Below are 20075 nucleotides of genomic sequence, written 5' to 3'. Positions count from 1 at the left end.
CATTGGTCAGTGACCAAGGAGGCAATGGAACATGGAACAGGTCATCGTCGTCGGCGGGGGCCCGGTCGGGCTCTGGCTGGCGGCCGAGTTGCGGCTCGGCGGCGTGTCCGTCACCGTCCTGGAGGCGCGGGCGGCCAGGGGTCCGCACTCCAGGGCGCTCACCGTCCATCCACGCACCATCGAGAACCTGGCCTTCCGCGGGGCGGCGGAGCCGTTTCTCGCGGAGGGCTTACGGATCCCCCGCGGGCACTTCGCCGGGCTGAGGGAGCTGATGGACTTCGCGGTGCTGGACACGCCGTTCCCGTTCACCCTCGCCCTCCCCCAGACCCGTACGGAGGAACTGCTGGAGGCGCACGCACGGGCGGCCGGAGCGCGGATCCTGCGCGGGCACCGGGTGACAGGGCTCTCCCAGGAGACGAACGCGGACGCGGACGCGGACGCAGACGCGGGCGCAGGAGACGGGACCGGCCGCTCGGTGACCGTGCGGGTCGAGGGGCCCGACGGTCCCTACGTCCTGGAGGCGGCGTACGTCGTCGGCTGCGACGGAACCCGCAGCGCGGTGCGCGAATCCGCGGGCATCGGCTTCCCCGGCACCGACGCGACCGTCCGGGCGTGGCTCGGCGACGTCGTGGTCGACGACCCGCCCGCCGAGCCCGCGCTGAGCGTGTCGGGCCCCCGGGGCGCCCTGCTCGCCGTTCGGCTCCCCGGTGGCCTGTACCGCTTCGTCGGCATCACCCCGGAGGACGTCGGGACCGGGCCGGCCGGGGCGCCGACCCTGGCGGAGCTGCGCGCCAAGGTCACGCGGATCACCGGGCGGGACTTCGGCATGCGCGACCCGGTCTGGCTCTCGCGGTTCGACAACGCGACCCGGCAGGCCGCGCGCTACCGCTCGGGCCGGGTGCTGCTCGCGGGCGACGCCGCGCACATGCACTTCCCGGCCGGCGGCGTCGGGCTCAACGTGGGCATCCAGGACGCCACCAACCTGGGGTGGAAGCTGGCCGCGGTCGTCCGGGGCGCGGCGCCCGCGGCCCTGCTGGACAGTTACCACGACGAGCGCCATCCGGTCGGGGCCGAGCTGCTGGAAAGCACGCGCGCGCAGACCGCCCTCATGACGGCCTTCTCGGCGGAGGGGCAGGCGCTGCGCGCGTTCCTGGGCGGGCGGATCGCGTCCGTACCGGCCTTCTCGAAGGATCTCGCCGAGCGGCTGTCCGGGCTGGCCGTGGCCTATCCGCCCGCGCCGGGCGAGGCCGTACACCCGCTGACCGGGCGGCGCGTCCCTGACCTCGCCCTCGACCTGGAACGTACGGACGCCGACGGACTGTCCGGCCCGTCCGGCCCGTCCAGTCTGTTCCGTCTGCTGCGCGACGGCCGACACGTCCTGCTCGACCTCGCGGACACGGACACGGGCACCAGGTCGGTCACCGGTACAGGCTCCAGCTCCAGCACAGGCTCCAGCTCCGACACCGGCCCCGGCACAGGCGCAGGCACAGGCTCCAGCTCCGACACCGGCCCCGGCTCAGCCGCCGCGTACGGCGCCGCCCTGCCACCCGGCGCCGCCGTGTACCGCGCCCGCCTCGCCTCCGGCCACCCCGGCTGGTCCGGGCTGCGCGCCGTGCTCGTCCGCCCCGACGGCCATGTGGCCTGGGCGGCCGACGCCGATGCCCACGCCGACCCGGTCACGACCGGGTGAACAGCAGACCGGCCCGTACGGAAGGCGTCTCCGTACGGGCCGGTCATTCGCTCGGCCGGGGGTCGGTGGGGCGTGGGGGGTGCCCCCGGCCGTGGTACCTCGCGGCTCCTCGTGGTGCTACCGGGCGGGGGTCAGACGCCCGCCTTCTCGCCGTCGCGCGGCGTCGCCGGGGCGGACTTCTCCGGCGCGGCGTCGGCCGGCGCGTCGTCGTGGCCGCCGCCGTGGCCGTCGTCCACCAGGGTCTTCTCGTCGAAGGGCCGGTTGCCCGCCAGTACCTGGGCGACCTGCTCCTGGTCGATCTCCTTCGTCCACGTACCGATCAGTACGGTGGCGACCGCGTTACCCGCGAAGTTCGTCATCGCGCGCGCCTCGCTCATGAAGCGGTCGATGCCGACGATCAGGCCGACACCGTCGACCAGCTCGGGGCGGTGCGACTGGAGCCCGCCGGCCAGCGTCGCCAGACCCGCTCCGGTGACGCCCGCCGCGCCCTTCGACGCGATGATCATGAAGAGCAGGAGCGAGACCTGCTCCCCGATCGACAGCGGGTCGCCCATCGCCTCGGCGATGAAGAGCGAGGACATCGTCAGGTAGATGGCGGTGCCGTCGAGGTTGAAGGAGTAGCCGGTCGGCACGGTGATACCGACGACGGGCTTGCTGACACCCAGGTGCTCCATCTTCGCGATGAGGCGCGGCAGCGCCGACTCGGAGGAGGAGGTGGAGAGGATCAGCAGGAACTCGCGGCCCAGGTACTTCAGCAGCGAGAAGATGTTCATGCCCGCGACCAGGCGCAGCAGCGCGCCGAGGACCAGGAAGACGAAGAGCGCGCAGGTGACGTAGAAGCCGATCATGATCATCGCGAGCGACTTCAGGGCGTCCAGGCCCGTCTCGCCGACCACGGCGGCGATGGCGCCGAAGGCACCGACCGGCGCGGCCCACATGATCATGGCGAGGATCCGGAAGACCAGGCGCTGGATGTGCCCGATGCCCCGCAGGATCGGCTCGCCCGACTTGCCCATCGCCTGGATCGCGAAGCCCGCGAGCAGGGCGATCAGCAGGGTCTGGAGGACGGAGCCCTCCGTGAAGGACGAGACCATCGTCTTCGGGATGATCCCGAGGAGGAAGTCCACCGTGGACTCGCTGGCGCCCTCGGCCTGGGCGGCGCCCGCGCCCTTGTTGGCCTCCGTGATGTGCAGGCCCGCACCGGGCTGCAGGATGTTGCCGACGATCAGGCCGATGGCGAGCGCGGCGGTCGACATCAGCATGAAGTAGCCGAGGGCGAGCCCGCCGACCGCGCCGACCTTGGCGGCCTTCCTGACCGATCCGACCCCGAGCACGATGGTGCAGAAGATGACCGGCGAGATCATCATCTTGATGAGGTTGACGAAGCCGGTTCCGAGTGGCTTCAGCTCCACGGCCACCCCGGGAGCCGCGAAGCCCACCGCGATACCGAGCAGTACGGCTGCGATCACCGCTATGTACAGATAGTGGGTACGGTCCCGCTTTGCTGCGGCCACGGGTCCTCCTTGACTCGTCCCTGCGCCCCCGTCCCTGTCCCGGGGGTCCCGGTGACTATCCACCACCGTGTGACACCGGTCACCCTTACGTTCATTTCGTTCATATGAATCAGGCCAGGCATTCTTGTTTCATGCATCTGCCCCGCCCCCGCAGTCTCGCCGCGCAGCTCTTCGCGATGCAGGTCGTCCTGGTCGCGGCCGTCGTCGTGGGGTGCTCCTTCTTCGCGTACGTGACCAGCCGTACCCACGCGGACGAGACCGCACGCAAGCAGGTTCTGGCCACCGCGCACGCGCTGGCCGACTCGCCGTCCGTGCGGGAGGCCATCCGTACGCCGGATCCGAGCACCGCGCTCCAGCCGTACGCGGAGCGGGTCCGGCGCGACACCGGCATCGACTTCATCACGATCATGAACCCGCGGGGCATCCGCTGGACGCACCCCGACCCGGGCCAGATCGGCCAGCGCTTCCTGGGCCGTACGGCGCCCGCGCTGCGCGGCCGGGCGTTCACGGAGACCTACACGGGCACGCTGGGCCCCTCCATGCGGGCGGTGGTCCCGGTGCGGGACGGCGGGCGGATCACCGGCCTGGTCAGCGTCGGGATCACCGTGCAGCGGATCTCCAGCGAGGTGACCCAGCAGGTCAAGGTGCTGGCGCTGGCGGCGGGCGCGGCGCTGGCGCTCGGCGGGCTCGGTACGTACGTGATCAACGCGCGGCTGCGGCGGCACACCCATGGCATGAACGCGGCGGAACTGAGCGCGATGCACGACTACCACCAGGCGGCGCTGCACGCGGTGCGCGAGGGGCTGCTGATGCTGGACGGCGCGCGCAGGATCGCATTGGTGAACGACGGCGGGCGGGAGCTGCTGGGGCTCGACGAGTCCGCCGTGGGGCGCCCCGTCGCGGAGCTGGGGCTGCCCGCGCCGCTGACGGGCGCGCTGCTCGCCTCGGAGCCGCGCGTGGACGAGGTGCACATGACGGCCGACCGGATCGTGGTCGTCAACACGCGTCCGGTGGTCGGCGGGGAGCAGCGCGGTACGGTGATCACCTTGCGCGATCACACGGAACTCCAGGCGCTGTCGGGTGAGCTGGACTCGGAGCGCGGGTTCACCCAGGCGCTGCGCTCGCAGGCGCACGAGGCGGCCAACCGGCTGCACACGGTGGTCTCGCTGATCGAGCTGGGACGGGTGGAGCAGGCGGTGGAGTTCGCCACGGCGGAGCTGGAGCTGGCTCAGGAGCTGACGGACAAGGTGGTGGGCGCGGTCGCCGAGCCGGTGCTCGCCGCGCTGCTGCTGGGCAAGGCCGCGCAGGCCAACGAGCGGGGCGTGGAGCTGGTGCTCGCCGAGGACAGCCGGATCGACGACGGGGTGCTGCCGCCGACGCTGCCGGCCCGCGACCTGGTGACCATCCTGGGCAATCTGATCGACAACGCGGTGGACGCGGCGCAGGGCGCCGAGGGCGCGCGGGTGACGGTGACGGCACTGGCCGACGCGGCGGCCGGCGAGCTGCTGCTCGGGGTGCGGGACACCGGGGCGGGGGTCGATCCGGGCGACCGGGACGAGGTGTTCCTGCGCGGCTGGTCCACGCGCGGCCCCGGGCGCGGGCTGGGGCTCGGCCTCGTACGGCAGGCGGTGCACCGCGCGCGCGGGACGGTGGAGCTGACACGGGGCGCGGAGGGCGGCGCGGAGTTCACCGTACGGCTGCCGCTGGGGCCGCGGCCGGACCGTACGGACGCGTCGAAGGCAGCCTCTTCCGGCGCCCCCGGCGCCCCCTCGGAGGTGTCCCGGTGAGCGCCATGAGCCCCCCGGGCGCGGCGGGCCCGCTGATCCGGGTGCTGGTCGTCGAGGACGACCCGGTCGCGGCCGACGCGCACCAGCTCTACGTGGGCCGCGTGCCCGGCTTCTCCGTCGCGGGCGTCGCCCACTCGCGCTCCGAGGCGGGACGGCTGCTGGACCGTACGGAGATCGATCTGATCCTGCTGGACCTGTACCTCCCCGACGGGCACGGCCTCCAGCTGCTGCGCAGCCTGCGCGCCGCCGGGCACCACGCGGATGTCATCGCGGTGACCTCGGCGCGCGACCTCACGGTGGTGCGGGAGGGCGTCTCCCTCGGTGTCGTCCAGTACGTCCTGAAGCCCTTCACGTTCGCGACACTGCGTGACCGGCTGACCCGGTACGCCGAGTTCCGCGCGGCGGCGGGCGAGGCCAGCGGCCAGGAGGAGGTGGACCGGGCGCTGGGCGCGCTGCGGGCGCCGCAGCCGTCCTCGCTGCCGAAGGGGCTGAGCGCGCCGACGCTGGAGGCGGTGACCCGTACGCTCCGCGCCTCCGCGACCGGTCTGACCGCCAGCGAGATGGGCACCGAGGTGGGCATCTCGCGGATCACCGCGCGCCGCTATCTGGAACACCTGGTGACCAACGGGCGGGCGGTGCGCAGCCCGCAGTACGGACAGGTCGGGCGGCCCGAACTCCAGTACCGCTGGCTGTCCGCGGCCCACTGAGCGGGGCGGGCCACGGCCGGTCCTGGCCCGCCCCGCGCCGGGTGTCACGCCGGGTGTCACGCCGGGGGGAGCCAACTAATGGCCCCTGCACGGGGATTGACCTTGCGATTGGGCCGGTCCTACGGTCGCCGGGCAGCCCCCCGTGGCTCATCAGGAGGTCGTGCCCGTGCGCCCCACCGCCCCGCTCATCCTCGCCTCTGTCCTCGCCACCGTCCTCGCGGCCGGATCGCTCACCGCGTGCGGCGGCGGTTCCGGCAGTGATCCGGACACCGTGAAGGTGGCGTACAACCGCTCCACCGACAACAAGATCCGCTTCAAGGACCAGCATCTGGAGGCCGTGAAGCGGCAGTTCGAGAAGGCCCACCCGGGCAAGAAGGTCGAGCTGATCCCGATCCAGGCGCCGGACAACGACTACGCGACCAAGGCGCAGCAGATGATGCGCTCCGCGAAGACCGCCCCGGACCTGGTCTACGAGGACACCTTCCTGATCAACGCCGACATCAAGGCGGGGTATCTGCGTCCGCTGGACGCGTACGTGGCGGAGTGGGACGCCTGGGACCAGTTCGTCGACACGGCGAAGGCGGCGGCCAAGGCCGAGGACGGCAAGACGTACGGCATCCCGGACGGCACCGACACCCGGGGCCTCTGGTTCAACAAGAAGATCTTCGCGCGGGCCGGGCTGCCCGCCGACTGGGCGCCGAAGAACTGGGCGGAGGTCCTGGACGCGGCGCGCACGGTCAAGGAGAAGGTCCCCGGGGTCGTCCCGCTCAACGTCTACACGGGCAAGGGCCCCGGCGAGGCGGCGGTGATGCAGGGCTTCGAGATGCTGCTGTACGGGACGGGCGCGGACCCGCTCTACGATCCGGCCGCGAAGAAGTGGGTGACGGGCGGCCAGGGGTTCCGGGACGCGCTGGGCTTCGTCCGCACGGTGTACGCGGAGAAGCTGGGCCCGGACATCTCGGACGCGCTGGACCCGAACATCACGACGCGGGTCGCCACGGAACTGTTCCCGGAGGGGAAGCTGGCGATCTCCCTGGACGGCTCCTGGATGGGCCAGAACTGGATCAACAAGGGGCCCAAGGAGTGGCCGGAGTGGTCACAGGAGCTGGCGCAGACGCCGATGCCCACGCAGCGCGGGCAGGCGCCGGGCCGGGTGTCGATGTCCGGCGGCTGGACCTGGGCGATCCCCCAGAAGTCCAACAACCCCGATCTGGCCTGGGAGTTCATCAAGACTCTGCAGACCGCGGAGAACGCCGTCACCTGGGATGTCGTCGCCGCGCAGATCGCCGTACGGAAGGATGTGGCGGCCGATCCACGCTATCTGAAGTCCATGCCGGGCATCCGGTTCTTCACCGGGCTGGTGGAGTTCACCCACTACCGGCCCGCGCTGCCCGTCTATCCGCAGGTGTCGACGGCGATCGGCGAGGCGATGGAGACGGTGACGACGGGCGGCACCCCCGACGAGGCGGCGAAGGCGTACGACGAGCAGGTGCGGACCATCGTCGACGGCGCGGTCACCGGCGGCGGCGCGGTGACCGGCGAGTGAGTACGGCGGAGCTGCGGGCCGGCGCGCCGGAAGGGCCCGGCGCTCCGGCCGGAGCGCCCGGCCGGCCGCCCGGCCTCCGTGCGGAGCGGCCGCGGGGCAGGGGGTGGCGGTGGCTGCCGCTCGCCCCGGCCACCGTCCTGCTGCTGCTCTTCCTGGCCGGGCCGATCGGCTACTGCGTCTGGATCGCCTTCACCGACACGCAGTTGACCGGCTCGTCCTCCTCGGACTTCGTCGGTCTCGCGAACTTCCGCCGGGCCTTCGCCGACGACGCGTTCCGCAACGCGGTGTGGCTCACGCTCGTCTTCACGGTCGTCTCGGCGGTCCTCGGCCAGAACACCCTGGGGCTGGCGCTCGCGGGGCTGATGCGCGCCGCCTCGCGCCCGGTCCGTACCCTCACCGGAGCGCTGGTGATCGCGGCGTGGGTGCTGCCCGAGATCGTGGCCGCGTTCCTGCTCTACGCCTTCTTCCGGCGCGAGGGCACCCTGAACGCGATCCTGGACACCCTCCATCTGCCGTCCCAGAACTGGCTGTTCACCCTGCCGATCCTGGCGGTGTCGTTCGCCAACGTCTGGCGCGGCACGGCGTTCTCGATGCTGATCTACTCGGCGGCGCTCGCCGAGATCCCGCAGGACGTGACGGAGGCGGCGCAGGTCGACGGCGCGAGCGGGGTACGGCGGCTGTGGCACATCACGCTGCCGATGATCCGCCGCTCCATCGGCACCAACCTGATGCTCAACACCCTCTCCACGCTCTCCGTCTTCGGGCTGATCTGGGCGATGACCCGCGGCGGCCCGGGCAACCGCAGCCAGACCCTGCCGGTGTTCATGTACGACCAGGCGTTCCTGAAGAGCCTGATCGGCTACGGCACGGCAGTCGCGCTGCTCCTGCTGCTGGTGGGGGCGGTCTTCTCGGTGGTCTATCTGAAGCTGCTGAAGGTGGAGGTCTGATGCGCCCACGGTCCCGCGGCCCGGGGCGTACGAAGCGGTCCCGCGGCCCGGGGCTCGCGCTCCCGCGCCGTACGCGGGGCCGGCTGGCCGCCGACGCGGCACTGCTGCTGACGGCGGCGGCCTTCGCGCTCCCCCTCGTCTGGCTGCTCCTGGCCTCCGTCGACGCGGAGGCCGACCTGCGGGTACGGGTCCCCGCCGCGCCGACGGCGGAGAACTTCGACGCGGTCCTCACCGACGAGATCACCTTCACGCCGATGATCAACAGTGTGCTGCTCTGCGGGAGCGCCACGCTGCTGACGGTGGTCTGCGCGGCGCTGGCGGCGTATCCGCTCTCCCGCTACCGCTCCCGCCTCAACCGCCCGTACCTGCTGACGATCCTCTTCACGACGTGCCTGCCGATCACCGCGATCATGGTCCCGGTCTACGGGCTCTTCGTGCAGGTCGACCTGATCGACACCATGCAAGGCACCTCGCTCTTCCTCGCGACCTCTCAACTCCCTTTCTCCATCTGGCTGATGAAGAACTTCATGGATGGTGTCCCGGTGGTCCTGGAGGAGGCCGCGTGGACGGACGGGGCGTCGAACCTCCAGACGCTGACCCGCGTGGTGCTGCCGCTGATGGGCCCGGGGCTGACCGTGGTGACGGTCTACACGTTCATCCAGCTGTGGGGGAACTTCTTCGTCCCGTTCATGCTGCTGCTCACGCCGGACCAACTGCCCGCCTCCGTCTCCGTCTTCACCTTCTTCGGCAACTACGGCTCGGTGATCTACGGGCAGCTCGCGGCCTTCTCCATCCTCTACTCGCTGCCGGTGCTCGCCCTGTACATCCTGATCTCGCGCAGGCTGGGCGCAGGCTTCACCCTCGGCGGCGCGGTAAAGGGATGAGCGCCCGCACGGCGCCGTACGGCACCGCCCGGCCGCTCAGAGAGCCCCGCCGACGTCGGCGATCGCCTGGTCCAGCATCGCCAGACCGAGCGACAGCTCGTCCTCGGTGGAGGTCAGCGGCGGCGCGATCCGCAGGACTCCGCCCATGCCGGGGAGCTGGACGATGTTCATGTGCAGGCCGAGTTCGAGGCAGCGCCCGGTCACCCGCGCGCCCACCTCGTCCGAACCCTGCCCCGTCCCCGGGTCCACGACGAATTCGAGCCCGGCCAGCAGTCCCCGGCCGCGGACGTCGCCGACGACCGCGTGGCGCGCGGCGATGTCCTCCAGCCCCTGACGGAGGAACACGCCGAGCGACGCGGCCCGTTCGTCGAGCTTGTCCGCGATCAGGACGTCGAGGACGGTGTTGCCGACCGCGGCCACCAGCGGGTCGGACGCATGCGTGGTGAGGAAGAGGAACCCGCGCTCGTGCGCCTCCCGCTCGATCTCCGCACTGGTCACCACGGCCGCGAGGGGAAGCCCGGCGCCGAGCGTCTTGGACAGCGTGAGGATGTCGGGGACGACACCGTCGCGCTCGAAGGCGTACCAGCTCCCGGTGCGGCACAGCCCGGTCTGGGCCTCGTCGAGGATCAGCAGCATCCCGCGTTCCCGGCACTTCTGCCGGAGCGCCGCGAAATACCCCTCCGGCGGCTCGATGACGCCGCCCGAGCTGAGGATCGGCTCGACCAGGCACGCGGCGAGGCTGCCGGTGGACTGGGCGTCGATCAGGTCGAAGGCGAGGTCCAGCTGGCGGCGCCAGTCCAGGGAGCCGTCCGCCGCGGTGAGGTCGGGCCGGTACGGGTTCGGCACCGGGATGGCGAAGTTGCCGGGCGCGGACGGACCGTACCCCTTGCGCCCCGCGCTGTAGGTGGCGGACGCCGCGGCCTGGGTCATCCCGTGCCAGGAGCGCGCGAACGAGACGACCTCGTGCCCGCCGGTGACGAGCTTGGCCATCCGGAGGGCGGCCTCGTTCGACTCGGCACCGGTCGTCAGCAGCAGCACCTTCTCCAGCGGCGCGGGCAGCGAGTCGGCGAGCCGCGTGGCGAGGTCCACGACGGGCCGGCTGAGCATGCCGCTGTAGAGGTGGTCGAGCGTGCCGACCTGACGCCGGACGGTGGCGACGATCTCCGGGTGGGAGTGGCCGAGGATGGCGCTCATCTGGCCGGAGGTGAAGTCGAGGATCTTCCGGCCGTCCGCGGTGAAGAGGAAACTCCCGGCGGCCCGGTCGATGATCTCGCGGGTGAAGGCGGGCCCGTAGCGCGTCAGATGACGCTCGGCGTCGGCCCAGAAGGACGCGGAGGACGACGGAGTGGACGGCGGAGTGGACGACGAGGTGGACGGCGGGGTGGTCGCATCAGCCATGCGGCCGACGGTAGGCCGCCGCCGAGGGACGCGTCCATCTCACTCTTCCGGACGGGCTGTTCGGCGAATCCGCACAACAATGGCGGCGTGATGAATCCGTGGAGGCTGCGACTGCTCAGCCAGCTGGACACCCTGGGCACCGTCAGAGCCGTGGCGCGGGCCGCCAACCTGAGCCCGTCGAGCGTGTCCCAGCAGCTCGCCGTACTGGAGGCCGAGACGCGGACGCAACTGCTGGAACGGACCGGGCGGCGGGTGCGGCTGACCTCGGCCGGGCTGATCCTCGCGCGCCGGTCACGGGACCTCCTCGACCACATGAGCAGCGTCGAGGCGGAGCTGCGCGGGTTCGGCGAGGAACCGGCGGGGCTGGTGCGGCTGGGCGCGTTCCAGAGCGCGATCCACACCCTGGCCGTACCGGCGGTGCGCGGGCTGGCGCGCGACCATCCGCAGCTCGACGTCGAGCTGGTCCAGTTGGAACCGCACGAGAGCATGCCCGCGCTGCGGGTGGGTGACGTGGACCTCATCATCACCACGACGGACTTCGGCGAACTGCCGCTCGGCCCTGACCTCGACCTCGTCCCGCTGGCCACGGACCCGATCGTGCTGGTGGTCCCGCCCGGACATCCGGCGTCCGGCCGCGGGGCCGTGGATCTCGCGGCCCTGGCGGACGAGGCCTGGGCGTTCGACATGCCCCAGTCGTACATGGCCGATCTCGCGCTGCGGCTGTGCCGCCGGTCGGGGTTCGAACCGCGGGTGGTCTGCCGGTTCAGCAACTACATGATGACGCTGGAGCATGTCGAGGCCGGGCTGTCGATCGCGCTGCTGCCCGGACTCGCGGTCGGCCGCACCCGCTACGACATCGCCATCGGGGAGCTGGCGGCCCCGGTGACCCGGAACATCACGGCGGCGATCCGCCGCGGCACCCCGCCCCACGCGGCGCTGCGCACCGTGCTGGACGCCCTGCGGGACCGGGGCGGTGACGGCGCCGACGGTCGCTAGAAGTCCGATTCCGCTACCGCTGGAAGACCGATTCCACTCTCGCTAGAAGACCGATTCCGCCTCGAACATCCGGTCCTCCGGCACGGTCTTCAGCCGCGTGACCGCCTCCGCCAGCGGCACCATCTCGATCGCCGTGCCGCGCAGCGCCGTCATCCGGCCGAACTCGCCCCGGTGCGCCGCCTCCACCGCGTGCCAGCCGAACCGCGTCGCCAGGACCCGGTCGTACGCCGTCGGGGTGCCGCCGCGCTGGACATGGCCGAGAATGACCGGCCGGGCCTCCTTGCCGAGCCGGCGTTCCAGCTCCGAGGCGAGGACATTGCCGATGCCGCGGAACCGCTCGTGCCCGAACTGGTCGATCTCGCCCTTGCCGTACTCCATCGAGCCCGCGGCCGGGTGCGCGCCCTCGGCGACACAGATCACCGCGAACTTCTTGCCCCGCGAGAAGCGCTCCTCGACCATCTTCACCAGGCTGTCGACCTCGAAGGGGCGCTCCGGCAGACAGATCCCGTGCGCGCCGCCCGCCATCCCGGACTCCAGCGCGATCCAGCCCGCGTGCCGGCCCATGACCTCGACGACCATCACCCGCTGGTGGGACTCGGCGGTGGTCTTGAGACGGTCGATGGCCTCGGTGGCGACCGTGACGGCGGTGTCGAAGCCGAAGGTGCGGTCCGTGGAGTGGATGTCGTTGTCGATGGTCTTCGGTACGCCGACGACCGGCATGCCCGCGTCGGAGAGCAGCCGGGCCGCGGTCAGCGTGCCCTCGCCGCCGATCGGGATGAGGGCGTCTATGCCGTACTGGCGGGCCAGCTCGGCGCAGTTCTCGGCGGCCTCGCGCAGCCGGCCGCGCTCCAGCCGGGCCGAGCCGAGGATCGTGCCGCCGCGCGCCAGGATGCCGCTGACCGCGTTGAGGTCGAGGGGGCGGTAGTGGCCGTCGAGCAGCCCCTTGAAGCCGTCCTCGAAGCCGATGACCTCGTCGCCGTGGCCGGTCATGGCGCGGTGCACGACCGAACGGATCACCGCGTTCAGGCCGGGGCAGTCGCCGCCTGCCGTGAGAACTCCGATACGCATCGTGCTGTGTCTCCCGCTCGCTCGTGTCGCCGTGTGCCGCGCCCCCGCTCCGTACCGCTCGTGGCGCCGCGTACCGCGTCGTGTCCGGCACGTCGCGCGCACTCCTTCGTGCGCGCCCCCGGACGCGTCCTCCTGCGCCTCCGATCCTCCCACGGGTGATCGGGGCCACGTACCGGCCGTCCGTCTTGTTGACCGCGTCACTGTTCGTTTCGCCCGTGGGCTCCGGGGTAGTCGTCCCAAGCACCTCAAGCAGTCGGCAGAAACGCTCCGACCTGGGCTTTCTTCCGCCCCGTGGCCCACCGTACGCCTCGGTACTCCCCGGGCGCACTATCCATCGCCGCGGGTATTGTCAAGAGGGAATGGCCACCCCAACGGGATCACGCCATCCACGCGCCATTCACCGGGGGGCGTGAACTCCCCCGGTGCACACGAACCGGGACCCGACACCCGCGGGCCCACGGGGACGATCCCCTCACCACGCGCCGCGGGGCGGACCACGAACAGGAACGGGAGAGCACGCGTGACGCGCAGCGTGTACGTGACCGGGACCGACCGGGGCGACGGCCGCCAGGTCGTCGAGCTGGGAGTCATGGAACTCCTGACCCGCCAGGTGGACCGGGTGGGGGTCTTCCGGCCCCTGGTCCACGACGGCCCCGACCGCCTCTTCGATCTGCTGCGCGCCCGCTACCGGCTGTCGCAGGACCCGTCCTCCGTCTATGGGCTCGACTACCACGAGGCCGCCGCGCTCCAGGCCGAGCGGGGCACCGACGAGCTGGTGTCGCGGCTGGTCGAGCGCTTCCACGCGGTGGCGCGGGGGTACGAGGTCGTCCTCGTCCTGGGCACGGACTTCGCGGCGACCCAGCTCCCCGACGAGCTGTCGCTCAACGCCCGGCTGGCCAACGAGTTCGGCGCCTCCGTGATCACCGTCGTCGGCGGCAAGGGCCAGGGCGCCGAATCCGTACGCGCCGAGGCGCGCAACGCGTACCGCGCCTACGAGGTGCTCGGCTGCGACGTACTGACCGTGGTCGTCAACCGGGTCGCCGCCGAGGACCGGGCGCCCATCGCCGAGGCCCTGTCCGCGCAGCTGCCGGTCCCCTGCCACGTCCTGCCGGACGAGCCGGCGCTCGCCGCCCCGACCGTCGCGCAGATCACCCAGGCGCTCGGCGGCACGGTGCTGCTCGGCGACGACTCCGGGCTGGCCAGGGACGCGCTGGACTTCGTCTTCGGCGGTGCGATGCTGCCGAACTTCCTGGGCGCGCTCACCCCCGGCTGCATGGTGGTCACCCCCGGCGACCGGGCCGATCTGGTGGTCGGCGCGCTGGCCGCGCACTCGGCCGGCACCCCGCCCATCGCGGGCGTCCTGCTCACCCTCGACGAGCGGCCCGACGACACGGTCCTCACCCTGGCCGCCCGGCTCGCGCCCGGCACACCGGTGGTCTCCGTCCCCGGCCGCTCCTTCCCCACCGCCACCGAACTCTTCGGCCTGGAGGGGAAGCTGAACGCGGCGACGCCCCGTAAGGCGGAGACCGCGCTCGGCCTCTTCGAGCGCCATGTGGACACCGCCGATCTGCTGGCGCGGATGTCGGTGGCGCGCAGCGGGCACGTCACGCCGATGATGTTCGAACACGATCTGCTGGAGCAGGCGCGCGCCCACCGCCGCCGCGTCGTCCTGCCCGAGGGCGCGGAGGAGCGTGTGCTGCGCGCCGCCGATGTGCTGCTGCGCCGCGACGTGTGCGACCTGACGCTGCTCGGCGATGTCGACGTCATCCGCAAGAAGGCCGCCGACCTGGGCATCGACCTGTCCCCGACGCAGCTCGTCGACCCGGCCACCTCCGACCTGCGCCAGGACTTCGCGGAGCGGTACGCGCAGTTGCGCGCGCACAAGGGCGTCACGGTGGAGCTGGCGTACGACGTGGTGTCCGACCCGAACTACTTCGGCACGCTCATGGTCCAGCAGGGCCTCGCGGACGGCATGGTCTCGGGCTCGGTCCACTCGACGGCGGCGACGATCCGCCCGGCCTTCGAGATCATCAAGACAAAGCCGGAGGCGTCGATCGTCTCGTCCGTCTTCTTCATGTGCCTCGCCGACAAGGTGCTGGTGTACGGCGACTGCGCGGTCAACCCGGACCCGAACGCGGAGCAGCTCGCGGACATCGCCGTCCAGTCGGCCGTCACGGCCGCCCGGTTCGGGGTCGAGCCGCGGATCGCGATGCTCTCGTACTCGACGGGCACCTCGGGCTCCGGCGCGGACGTCGACAAGGTGCGCGAGGCGACGAAGCTGGTCCGCGAGGCCCGGCCGGAGCTGCGGATCGAGGGCCCGATCCAGTACGACGCGGCGGTCGAGCCCTCCGTCGCCGCGACGAAGCTGCCGGACTCGGAGGTGGCCGGGCAGGCGACGGTGCTGATCTTCCCGGACCTGAACACCGGCAACAACACCTACAAGGCTGTGCAGCGCTCGGCGGGCGCCGTGGCCGTCGGGCCGGTGCTCCAGGGGCTGCGCAAGCCGGTCAACGACCTGTCGCGCGGCGCCCTGGTCCAGGACATCGTGAACACCGTCGCGATCACGGCGATACAGGCGCAGGACGCCCCGGCATGACCCCGCCTCCCCGCACTCCCCGTACCACACCCGTCCGTATCCCCACCCGCGTAACCATCCGCGTACCCATCCATGCCCCCATCCAGCAGAAGGCAAGCAGCCAGTGACTCCCCGCCCCACCCGTGTCCTCGTCCTCAACTCCGGTTCCTCGTCGGTGAAGTACCAGCTCCTGGACATGGCGGACGGCTCCCGGCTCGCCGTCGGGCTGGTCGAGCGCATCGGCGAGGAGAGTTCCCGGCTGGTGCACACCCCGCTGGCTGCCGGCCCCGGCGGGAAGCGCGAGCGTACGGGCAGGATCGCGGACCACGCGGCGGCGCTGGAGGCCGTCGCGGCGGAGCTGGCGCACGACGGGCTCGGTCTCGACTCCCCCGAACTGGCGGCGATCGGCCACCGGGTGGTGCACGGCGGGCTGAAGTTCAGCGCGCCGACGGTCGTGGACGACACCGTACTGGCGGAGATCGAGCGGCTGGTGCCGGTCGCCCCGCTGCACAACCCGGCCAATCTCACCGGGATCCGTACCGCCCAGCGGCTCCGCCCGGACCTGCCGCAGGTCGCCGTCTTCGACACCGCGTTCCACACGACGATGCCGGAGCACGCGGCGCGGTACGCGATCGACACGGCGACGGCCGACGCGCACCGTATCCGCCGCTACGGCTTCCACGGCACGTCGCACGCGTACGTCTCGCGCCGGACGGCCGAGCTACTGGGCAAGGACCCGTCCGAGGTCAATGTCATCGTGCTGCACCTCGGCAACGGCGCCTCCGCGTCGGCGGTCGAGGGGGGCCGCTGCGTGGACACGTCGATGGGGCTGACGCCGCTGGAGGGGCTGGTGATGGGGACGCGCTCCGGGGACATCGACCCGGCGGTCACGTTCCATCTCAAGCGGGTGGCGGGCATGTCCGTGGACGAGATCGATGAACTTCTGAACAAGAAAAGCGGTCTGGTCGGCCTCTGCGGGGACAACGACATGCGCGAGATCCGCCGGCGGGTGGACGAGGGCGACGAGCGGGCGCGGCTCGCGTTCGACGTCTACATCCACCGGTTGAAGAAGTACATCGGCGCTTATACGGCGGTACTCGGCCGGGTGGACGCGGTGGCGTTCACGGCGGGTGTGGGGGAAAACGCGGCGGCCGTACGGGAGGCTGCGGTGGCGGGCCTGGAGAACCTGGGCCTGGCGGTGGACGCCGAGCGCAATACCGTACGTTCCGACGAACCTCGGGTCATCTCACCGGACTCCGCCCGGGTGGTGGTGGCCGTGGTGCCGACCGACGAGGAACTGGAGATCGCGCGGGGAACCTTCGCGCTGGTGGAACGGCCGGTGGAACAGGCGGGCGGCGACCGGAAGTCCACCATTCGAACCCCTATCGCCTGAGCGCACACCCGCCCATTTGTGCTTTCCACCAGACGGAATATTCCGCATCGAAACAAACCGATAGGATCCGCCTCATGCGCCGTTCCAAAATCGTCTGCACCCTGGGCCCAGCCGTCGACTCGTACGAGCAGTTGAAGTCGCTCATCGAGGCCGGCATGAATGTGGCCCGTCTGAACATGAGCCACGGGAGCCACCCGGAGCACGAGGAGCGGTACCACCGCGTCCGCAAGGCCGCGGAGGACACCGGTCGCGCGGTCGGCGTGCTCGTCGACCTCCAGGGCCCCAAGATCCGCCTGGAGACCTTCGCCGAGGGCCCGGTCGAGCTGGTGCGCGGTGACGAGTTCACCATCACCACCGAGGACGTCGCCGGCGACAAGTCGATCTGCGGCACCACCTACAAGGGCCTGCCGGGCGACGTGTCCAAGGGCGACCAGATCCTCATCAACGACGGCAACGTCGAGCTGCGGGTCGTCGAGGTCGAAGGGCCCGAGGTCAAGTCCATCGTCATCGAGGGCGGGGTGATCTCCGACCACAAGGGCATCAACCTGCCCGGCGCGGCGGTGAACGTCCCGGCGCTCTCCGGGAAGGACATCGACGACCTGCGCTTCGGGCTGCGGATGGGGTGCGACATGGTCGCGCTGTCGTTCGTCCGCGACGCGCACGACGTGCTGGACGTCCACAAGATCATGGACGAGGAGGGCCGCCGGGTCCCCGTCATCGCCAAGGTCGAGAAGCCGCAGGCGGTCGCCAACATGGAGGCCGTCGTCGCGGCGTTCGACGGCGTCATGGTGGCCCGCGGTGACCTCGCCGTCGAGTACCCGCTCGAAAAGGTCCCGATGGTGCAGAAGCGCCTCATCGAGCTGTGCCGCCGCAACGCCAAGCCGGTGATCGTGGCGACCCAGATGATGGAGTCGATGATCACCAACTCCCGCCCGACCCGCGCCGAGGCGTCCGACGTGGCGAACGCGATCCTGGACGGCGCGGACGCGGTCATGCTCTCCGCGGAGTCGTCGGTGGGCGCGTACCCGATCGAGACGGTCAAGACGATGTCGAAGATCGTCGTGGCGGCCGAGGAGGAGCTGCTCTCCAAGGGCCTCCAGCCGCTCGTCCCCGGCAAGAAGCCCCGTACGCAGGGCGGCTCCGTGGCCCGCGCGGCGTGCGAGATCGCGGACTTCCTGGGCGGCAAGGCGCTGGTCGCCTTCACCCAGTCCGGCGACACCGCCCGCCGGCTCTCCCGCTACCGCGCGGAGCAGCCGATCCTGGCGTTCACGACGGACGAGTCGACCCGTAACCAGCTCGCGCTGAGCTGGGGCGTGGAGTCCTTCATCGTCCGCTGGGTGCACAGCACGGACGAGATGGTCGACCTGGTGGACGAGGAGCTGCTGAAGCTCCAGCGCTACAGCGAGGGCGACTCCATGATCATCACCGCGGGCTCGCCCCCCGGTGTCCCCGGCACCACCAACATGGTCCGCGTCCACCACCTGGGCGGCGCCTCCGCCTGACCCACCCGCACGTCCCGTGGCCCCGCCGGCGCTCCGCCGGCGGGGCCACGGCGCGAGCGCCGGGCGGGATCCGGACGGGAGGCCCGGGGTCAGCCCGTGATGTAGTTGTGCAGGCCGTCGAGGGTCAGGGTGCCGCCGAACTGGCCTGCCTGGGTGACCTTGACGTCCGTGAAGAAGGCGAACGGGACGTTCAGCGGGGGCGGGGTCTGCGGGCTGAAGGTGATCGGGATCAGGCCGAAGAGGTTGCCCTTCAGCTCCTCCGTGTACATCGTCACCTCGCCGTCGCGGATCGTCGATGTGGAGCCCGGTGTCGTCTCCACATGGGCGGTACGGCCCTGGGGGTAGACGACGGTCTGGTTCAGATCCTTGATGTCCAGGGACGAGGCCGTGAACTTCAGGACCTTCTTGACCTTGCCGCTGTAGGTCCGTACCTCGACGATGCCCTTGTAGTCGAGACCGTTCAGCGTCAGCAGCGAACTGTGCAGCGTCCAGGGGTCGTCGGGGAGCAGCGGGAGACCCGGCTCCTCCGTGGCCGCGGCGAGGGCATCGGGGTCGGCCGTCGGGCAGGGGAAGGGTTCCTTGCCGTTCGCGCCCGCCGGGATGTCGTCGTCCTCGCGGGCCGTGAGCCCTTTGGCGTCGTCGTCGAGCTCCTCGACCTCGGCACCGGCCTTCCGGGCCGCTTCCTTGATCGCGTCCTTCGTGGCCTTCGCGTCGTCGTCATCCGAGTCGGAGTCGTCCGAGTCGGAGTCGGAGTCGGCGGCCCCGGAATCGTCGTCCTTCCCGCTCTTGTCCTTCTCGGCCTTGTCCTTCTTGTCCGCGTCCTTCTCGCCCTCGGCTTTCTCCTTCGCGGAGGAGTCGGCGTCCGGCGAGGGGCTGCCCGTAGCGTCCTTCTCCTTCTCGTCCTTGTCCTTCTCCTCGTCCTTGTCCTTGCCGGACACCCCGAGGAGGTCGCCCAGCGCGTCACCCAGCCCCAGCGGGTCCAGCGGGTTGGTGGACTCCGACGGGGCGGGCGTGGCGGTGGAGTCGGCGCCGCCCGTCGGCTCCGGGTCGACGGGCCGCTGGGCGTCGTTCTCGCCGCCGGAGCCGGGCTCCGACGCCGACGGACCCGGCTCGGCCTCCGCGGTGTCCGAGGCCGAGGGCGACGGGGACGTGCCGGGCTTCTCCGCGTCCTCGCCCGCGTCCTCGCCCGGCTTCGTCGCGGACGACGACGGCGAGGGCGTCTCCGACGCCGAGGCGGACGGTTCGTCCGAGCGGGTCACACACGGGCCCGGCGCGAAGGGGATGTCGTCGCTGCCCTCGGCCATCGCGAGCCGAGGGGTCAGCCCCATGCCCACGAAGACCGCGGTCGGCATCGCCGCCAGGGCCATCGCCTTACCGGCGGGTATCTGGAACTTCGTCAGAAGGGACTTCTTGGGAGCCGCGTGCCGCGGCCCCTTTCTCACCCTGGGACCATCGCCACCGACCGCGTTGCGCTGAGCGTCGTCACCCCGCACTGTTCCTCCCGCCGTTGGCGTGGGCAGTCGTTTCCGTCACGTTCGGGTCCTCCCCGCCCCGTGAACCGGGGAAGGGGGAGCGGTCACCGGCGCCGTCCGGCCCCGGTTCCCCGTGGGGAGTGCGCTGCTCGGCGCCGGAAGCGGCCGGTACGCCGGGCATCCAGGAGATCGAGAGCGCGCCGCCGATCAGGGCGAGCAGGAAACCGATGAGAAAGCCACCGAGGTTGGAGACCGGGAGCGACACCAGGGCCAGCAGGATCGTGGCGACGCCCGCGAACACCCGGACGATCGCGTGGAACCACATCGTCAGACCGAGTGTCACCAGCAGTACGCCGATGATCAGCGACCCGGCGCCGGCCGTCGTCGCCATCGCCAGGGTGAGAGCCCCGATCTTCACTTCCGCGTAAGGGAAGTACGCGATCGGCAGCCCGCTGAGCAACGTGAACAGCCCCGCCCAGAAGGGCCGGGTACCGCGCCAGGCCCGGAAGCGCAGGCGCCAGTACGTGAATGGGCCGGGAGAACCGGGGGAATCCGAGGAGCCTCGGGGATCTGAAGACTCGGCGCTCATGGAAAAC

15 protein-coding genes are annotated in these 20075 nt (G+C 71.4%); 10 read left to right on the top strand and 5 right to left on the bottom strand.

The window, feature by feature from the left end; genetic code table 11:
• The first annotated feature begins 31 nt into the window (after positions 1–31).
• Complete coding sequence (locus ACFTZC_RS24065; RefSeq protein WP_382892915.1) at positions 32–1690, top strand: FAD-dependent monooxygenase; 1659 nt, start codon at positions 32–34, stop codon at positions 1688–1690.
• A 131-nt stretch (positions 1691–1821) separates the two neighbouring features.
• Here ACFTZC_RS24065 and ACFTZC_RS24060 read toward each other — a convergent pair whose 3' ends face one another.
• Positions 1822–3204, bottom strand: a complete 1383-nt coding sequence (locus ACFTZC_RS24060) for a cation:dicarboxylate symporter family transporter (RefSeq protein ID WP_382892913.1) — start codon at positions 3202–3204, stop codon at positions 1822–1824.
• A gap of 131 nt (positions 3205–3335) precedes the next feature.
• On the opposite strand from ACFTZC_RS24060, the gene ACFTZC_RS24055 reads away from it, so the two are divergent.
• The 5 genes from ACFTZC_RS24055 (at position 3336) to ACFTZC_RS24035 (ending at position 9075) form a co-directional block, all read left to right on the top strand.
• The gene (locus ACFTZC_RS24055; protein WP_382892911.1) at positions 3336–4991 is read left to right on the top strand and encodes an ATP-binding protein; all 1656 of its coding nucleotides are present in this window, start codon (positions 3336–3338) and stop codon (positions 4989–4991) included.
• Positions 4992–4996: 5 nt separating this feature from the next.
• Positions 4997–5698: a response regulator gene (locus ACFTZC_RS24050; protein WP_382892952.1), complete on the top strand. Its 702-nt coding sequence runs from the start codon at positions 4997–4999 to the stop codon at positions 5696–5698.
• 166 nt (positions 5699–5864) lie between these two features.
• On the top strand, positions 5865–7244 hold the full coding sequence (locus ACFTZC_RS24045; RefSeq protein WP_382892909.1) for an ABC transporter substrate-binding protein: 1380 nt from the start codon (positions 5865–5867) through the stop codon (positions 7242–7244).
• On the top strand, positions 7241–8191 hold the full coding sequence (locus ACFTZC_RS24040; protein WP_382892907.1) for a carbohydrate ABC transporter permease: 951 nt from the start codon (positions 7241–7243) through the stop codon (positions 8189–8191). The genes ACFTZC_RS24045 and ACFTZC_RS24040 overlap by 4 nt, the downstream gene beginning before the upstream one ends.
• Positions 8191–9075, top strand: coding sequence for a carbohydrate ABC transporter permease (locus tag ACFTZC_RS24035; RefSeq protein ID WP_382892905.1), 885 nt, complete (start codon positions 8191–8193; stop codon positions 9073–9075). Before ACFTZC_RS24040 ends, ACFTZC_RS24035 begins: the two co-directional genes overlap by 1 nt.
• Positions 9076–9111: 36 nt before the next feature.
• Here ACFTZC_RS24035 and ACFTZC_RS24030 read toward each other — a convergent pair whose 3' ends face one another.
• On the bottom strand, positions 9112–10473 hold the full coding sequence (locus ACFTZC_RS24030) for an aspartate aminotransferase family protein (RefSeq protein ID WP_382892903.1): 1362 nt from the start codon (positions 10471–10473) through the stop codon (positions 9112–9114).
• 90 nt (positions 10474–10563) lie between these two features.
• Here ACFTZC_RS24030 and ACFTZC_RS24025 point away from each other — a divergent pair, with 90 nt between their 5' ends.
• Positions 10564–11469, top strand: coding sequence for a LysR family transcriptional regulator (locus ACFTZC_RS24025; protein WP_382892950.1), 906 nt, complete (start codon positions 10564–10566; stop codon positions 11467–11469).
• Positions 11470–11511: 42 nt separating this feature from the next.
• On the opposite strand, the gene ACFTZC_RS24020 is transcribed toward ACFTZC_RS24025, so the two are convergent.
• On the bottom strand, positions 11512–12537 hold the full coding sequence (locus ACFTZC_RS24020) for an ATP-dependent 6-phosphofructokinase (RefSeq protein ID WP_382892902.1): 1026 nt from the start codon (positions 12535–12537) through the stop codon (positions 11512–11514).
• Positions 12538–13057: 520 nt separating this feature from the next.
• Between ACFTZC_RS24020 and pta the strand changes: the two genes are divergently transcribed.
• The 3 genes from pta (at position 13058) to pyk (ending at position 18007) form a co-directional block, all read left to right on the top strand.
• Positions 13058–15133, top strand: a complete 2076-nt coding sequence (gene pta / locus ACFTZC_RS24015) for a phosphate acetyltransferase (RefSeq protein ID WP_382892900.1) — start codon at positions 13058–13060, stop codon at positions 15131–15133.
• Positions 15134–15236: 103 nt separating this feature from the next.
• The gene (locus tag ACFTZC_RS24010; protein WP_382892898.1) at positions 15237–16505 is read left to right on the top strand and encodes an acetate kinase; all 1269 of its coding nucleotides are present in this window, start codon (positions 15237–15239) and stop codon (positions 16503–16505) included.
• 74 nt (positions 16506–16579) lie between these two features.
• A complete protein-coding gene (pyk, locus tag ACFTZC_RS24005) occupies positions 16580–18007 on the top strand; it encodes a pyruvate kinase (RefSeq protein WP_382892896.1) in 1428 nt (475 codons plus the stop codon).
• An 89-nt stretch (positions 18008–18096) separates the two neighbouring features.
• Here the strand turns inward: pyk and ACFTZC_RS24000 are convergent, their stop codons facing one another.
• Both ACFTZC_RS24000 and ACFTZC_RS23995 read right to left on the bottom strand, forming a co-directional pair.
• Positions 18097–19500, bottom strand: a complete 1404-nt coding sequence (locus ACFTZC_RS24000) for a hypothetical protein (RefSeq protein ID WP_382892894.1) — start codon at positions 19498–19500, stop codon at positions 18097–18099.
• A complete protein-coding gene (locus tag ACFTZC_RS23995) occupies positions 19490–20068 on the bottom strand; it encodes a DUF6114 domain-containing protein (RefSeq protein WP_382892892.1) in 579 nt (192 codons plus the stop codon). The genes ACFTZC_RS24000 and ACFTZC_RS23995 overlap by 11 nt, the downstream gene beginning before the upstream one ends.
• Positions 20069–20075 lie beyond the last annotated feature (7 nt).

This window comes from Streptomyces sp. NPDC056987, from assembly GCF_042673865.1.
Lineage (GTDB): Bacteria > Actinomycetota > Actinomycetes > Streptomycetales > Streptomycetaceae > Streptomyces.
Note: the sequence above shows the minus strand (reverse complement) of the source record. Positions and strands in the feature narration are given on the sequence as shown.

Coding starts and splice junctions, on each gene's coding strand:
- ACFTZC_RS24030 (WP_382892903.1), bottom strand. CDS start 10,473: ATGGCTGATGCGACCACCCCGCCGTCCACCTCGTCGTCCACTCCGCCG.
- ACFTZC_RS24025 (WP_382892950.1), top strand. CDS start 10,564: ATGAATCCGTGGAGGCTGCGACTGCTCAGCCAGCTGGACACCCTGGGC.
- pyk (WP_382892896.1), top strand. CDS start 16,580: ATGCGCCGTTCCAAAATCGTCTGCACCCTGGGCCCAGCCGTCGACTCG.
- ACFTZC_RS24055 (WP_382892911.1), top strand. CDS start 3,336: ATGCATCTGCCCCGCCCCCGCAGTCTCGCCGCGCAGCTCTTCGCGATG.
- ACFTZC_RS24020 (WP_382892902.1), bottom strand. CDS start 12,537: ATGCGTATCGGAGTTCTCACGGCAGGCGGCGACTGCCCCGGCCTGAAC.
- ACFTZC_RS24035 (WP_382892905.1), top strand. CDS start 8,191: ATGCGCCCACGGTCCCGCGGCCCGGGGCGTACGAAGCGGTCCCGCGGC.
- ACFTZC_RS24050 (WP_382892952.1), top strand. CDS start 4,997: ATGAGCCCCCCGGGCGCGGCGGGCCCGCTGATCCGGGTGCTGGTCGTC.
- ACFTZC_RS23995 (WP_382892892.1), bottom strand. CDS start 20,068: ATGAGCGCCGAGTCTTCAGATCCCCGAGGCTCCTCGGATTCCCCCGGT.
- ACFTZC_RS24065 (WP_382892915.1), top strand. CDS start 32: ATGGAACAGGTCATCGTCGTCGGCGGGGGCCCGGTCGGGCTCTGGCTG.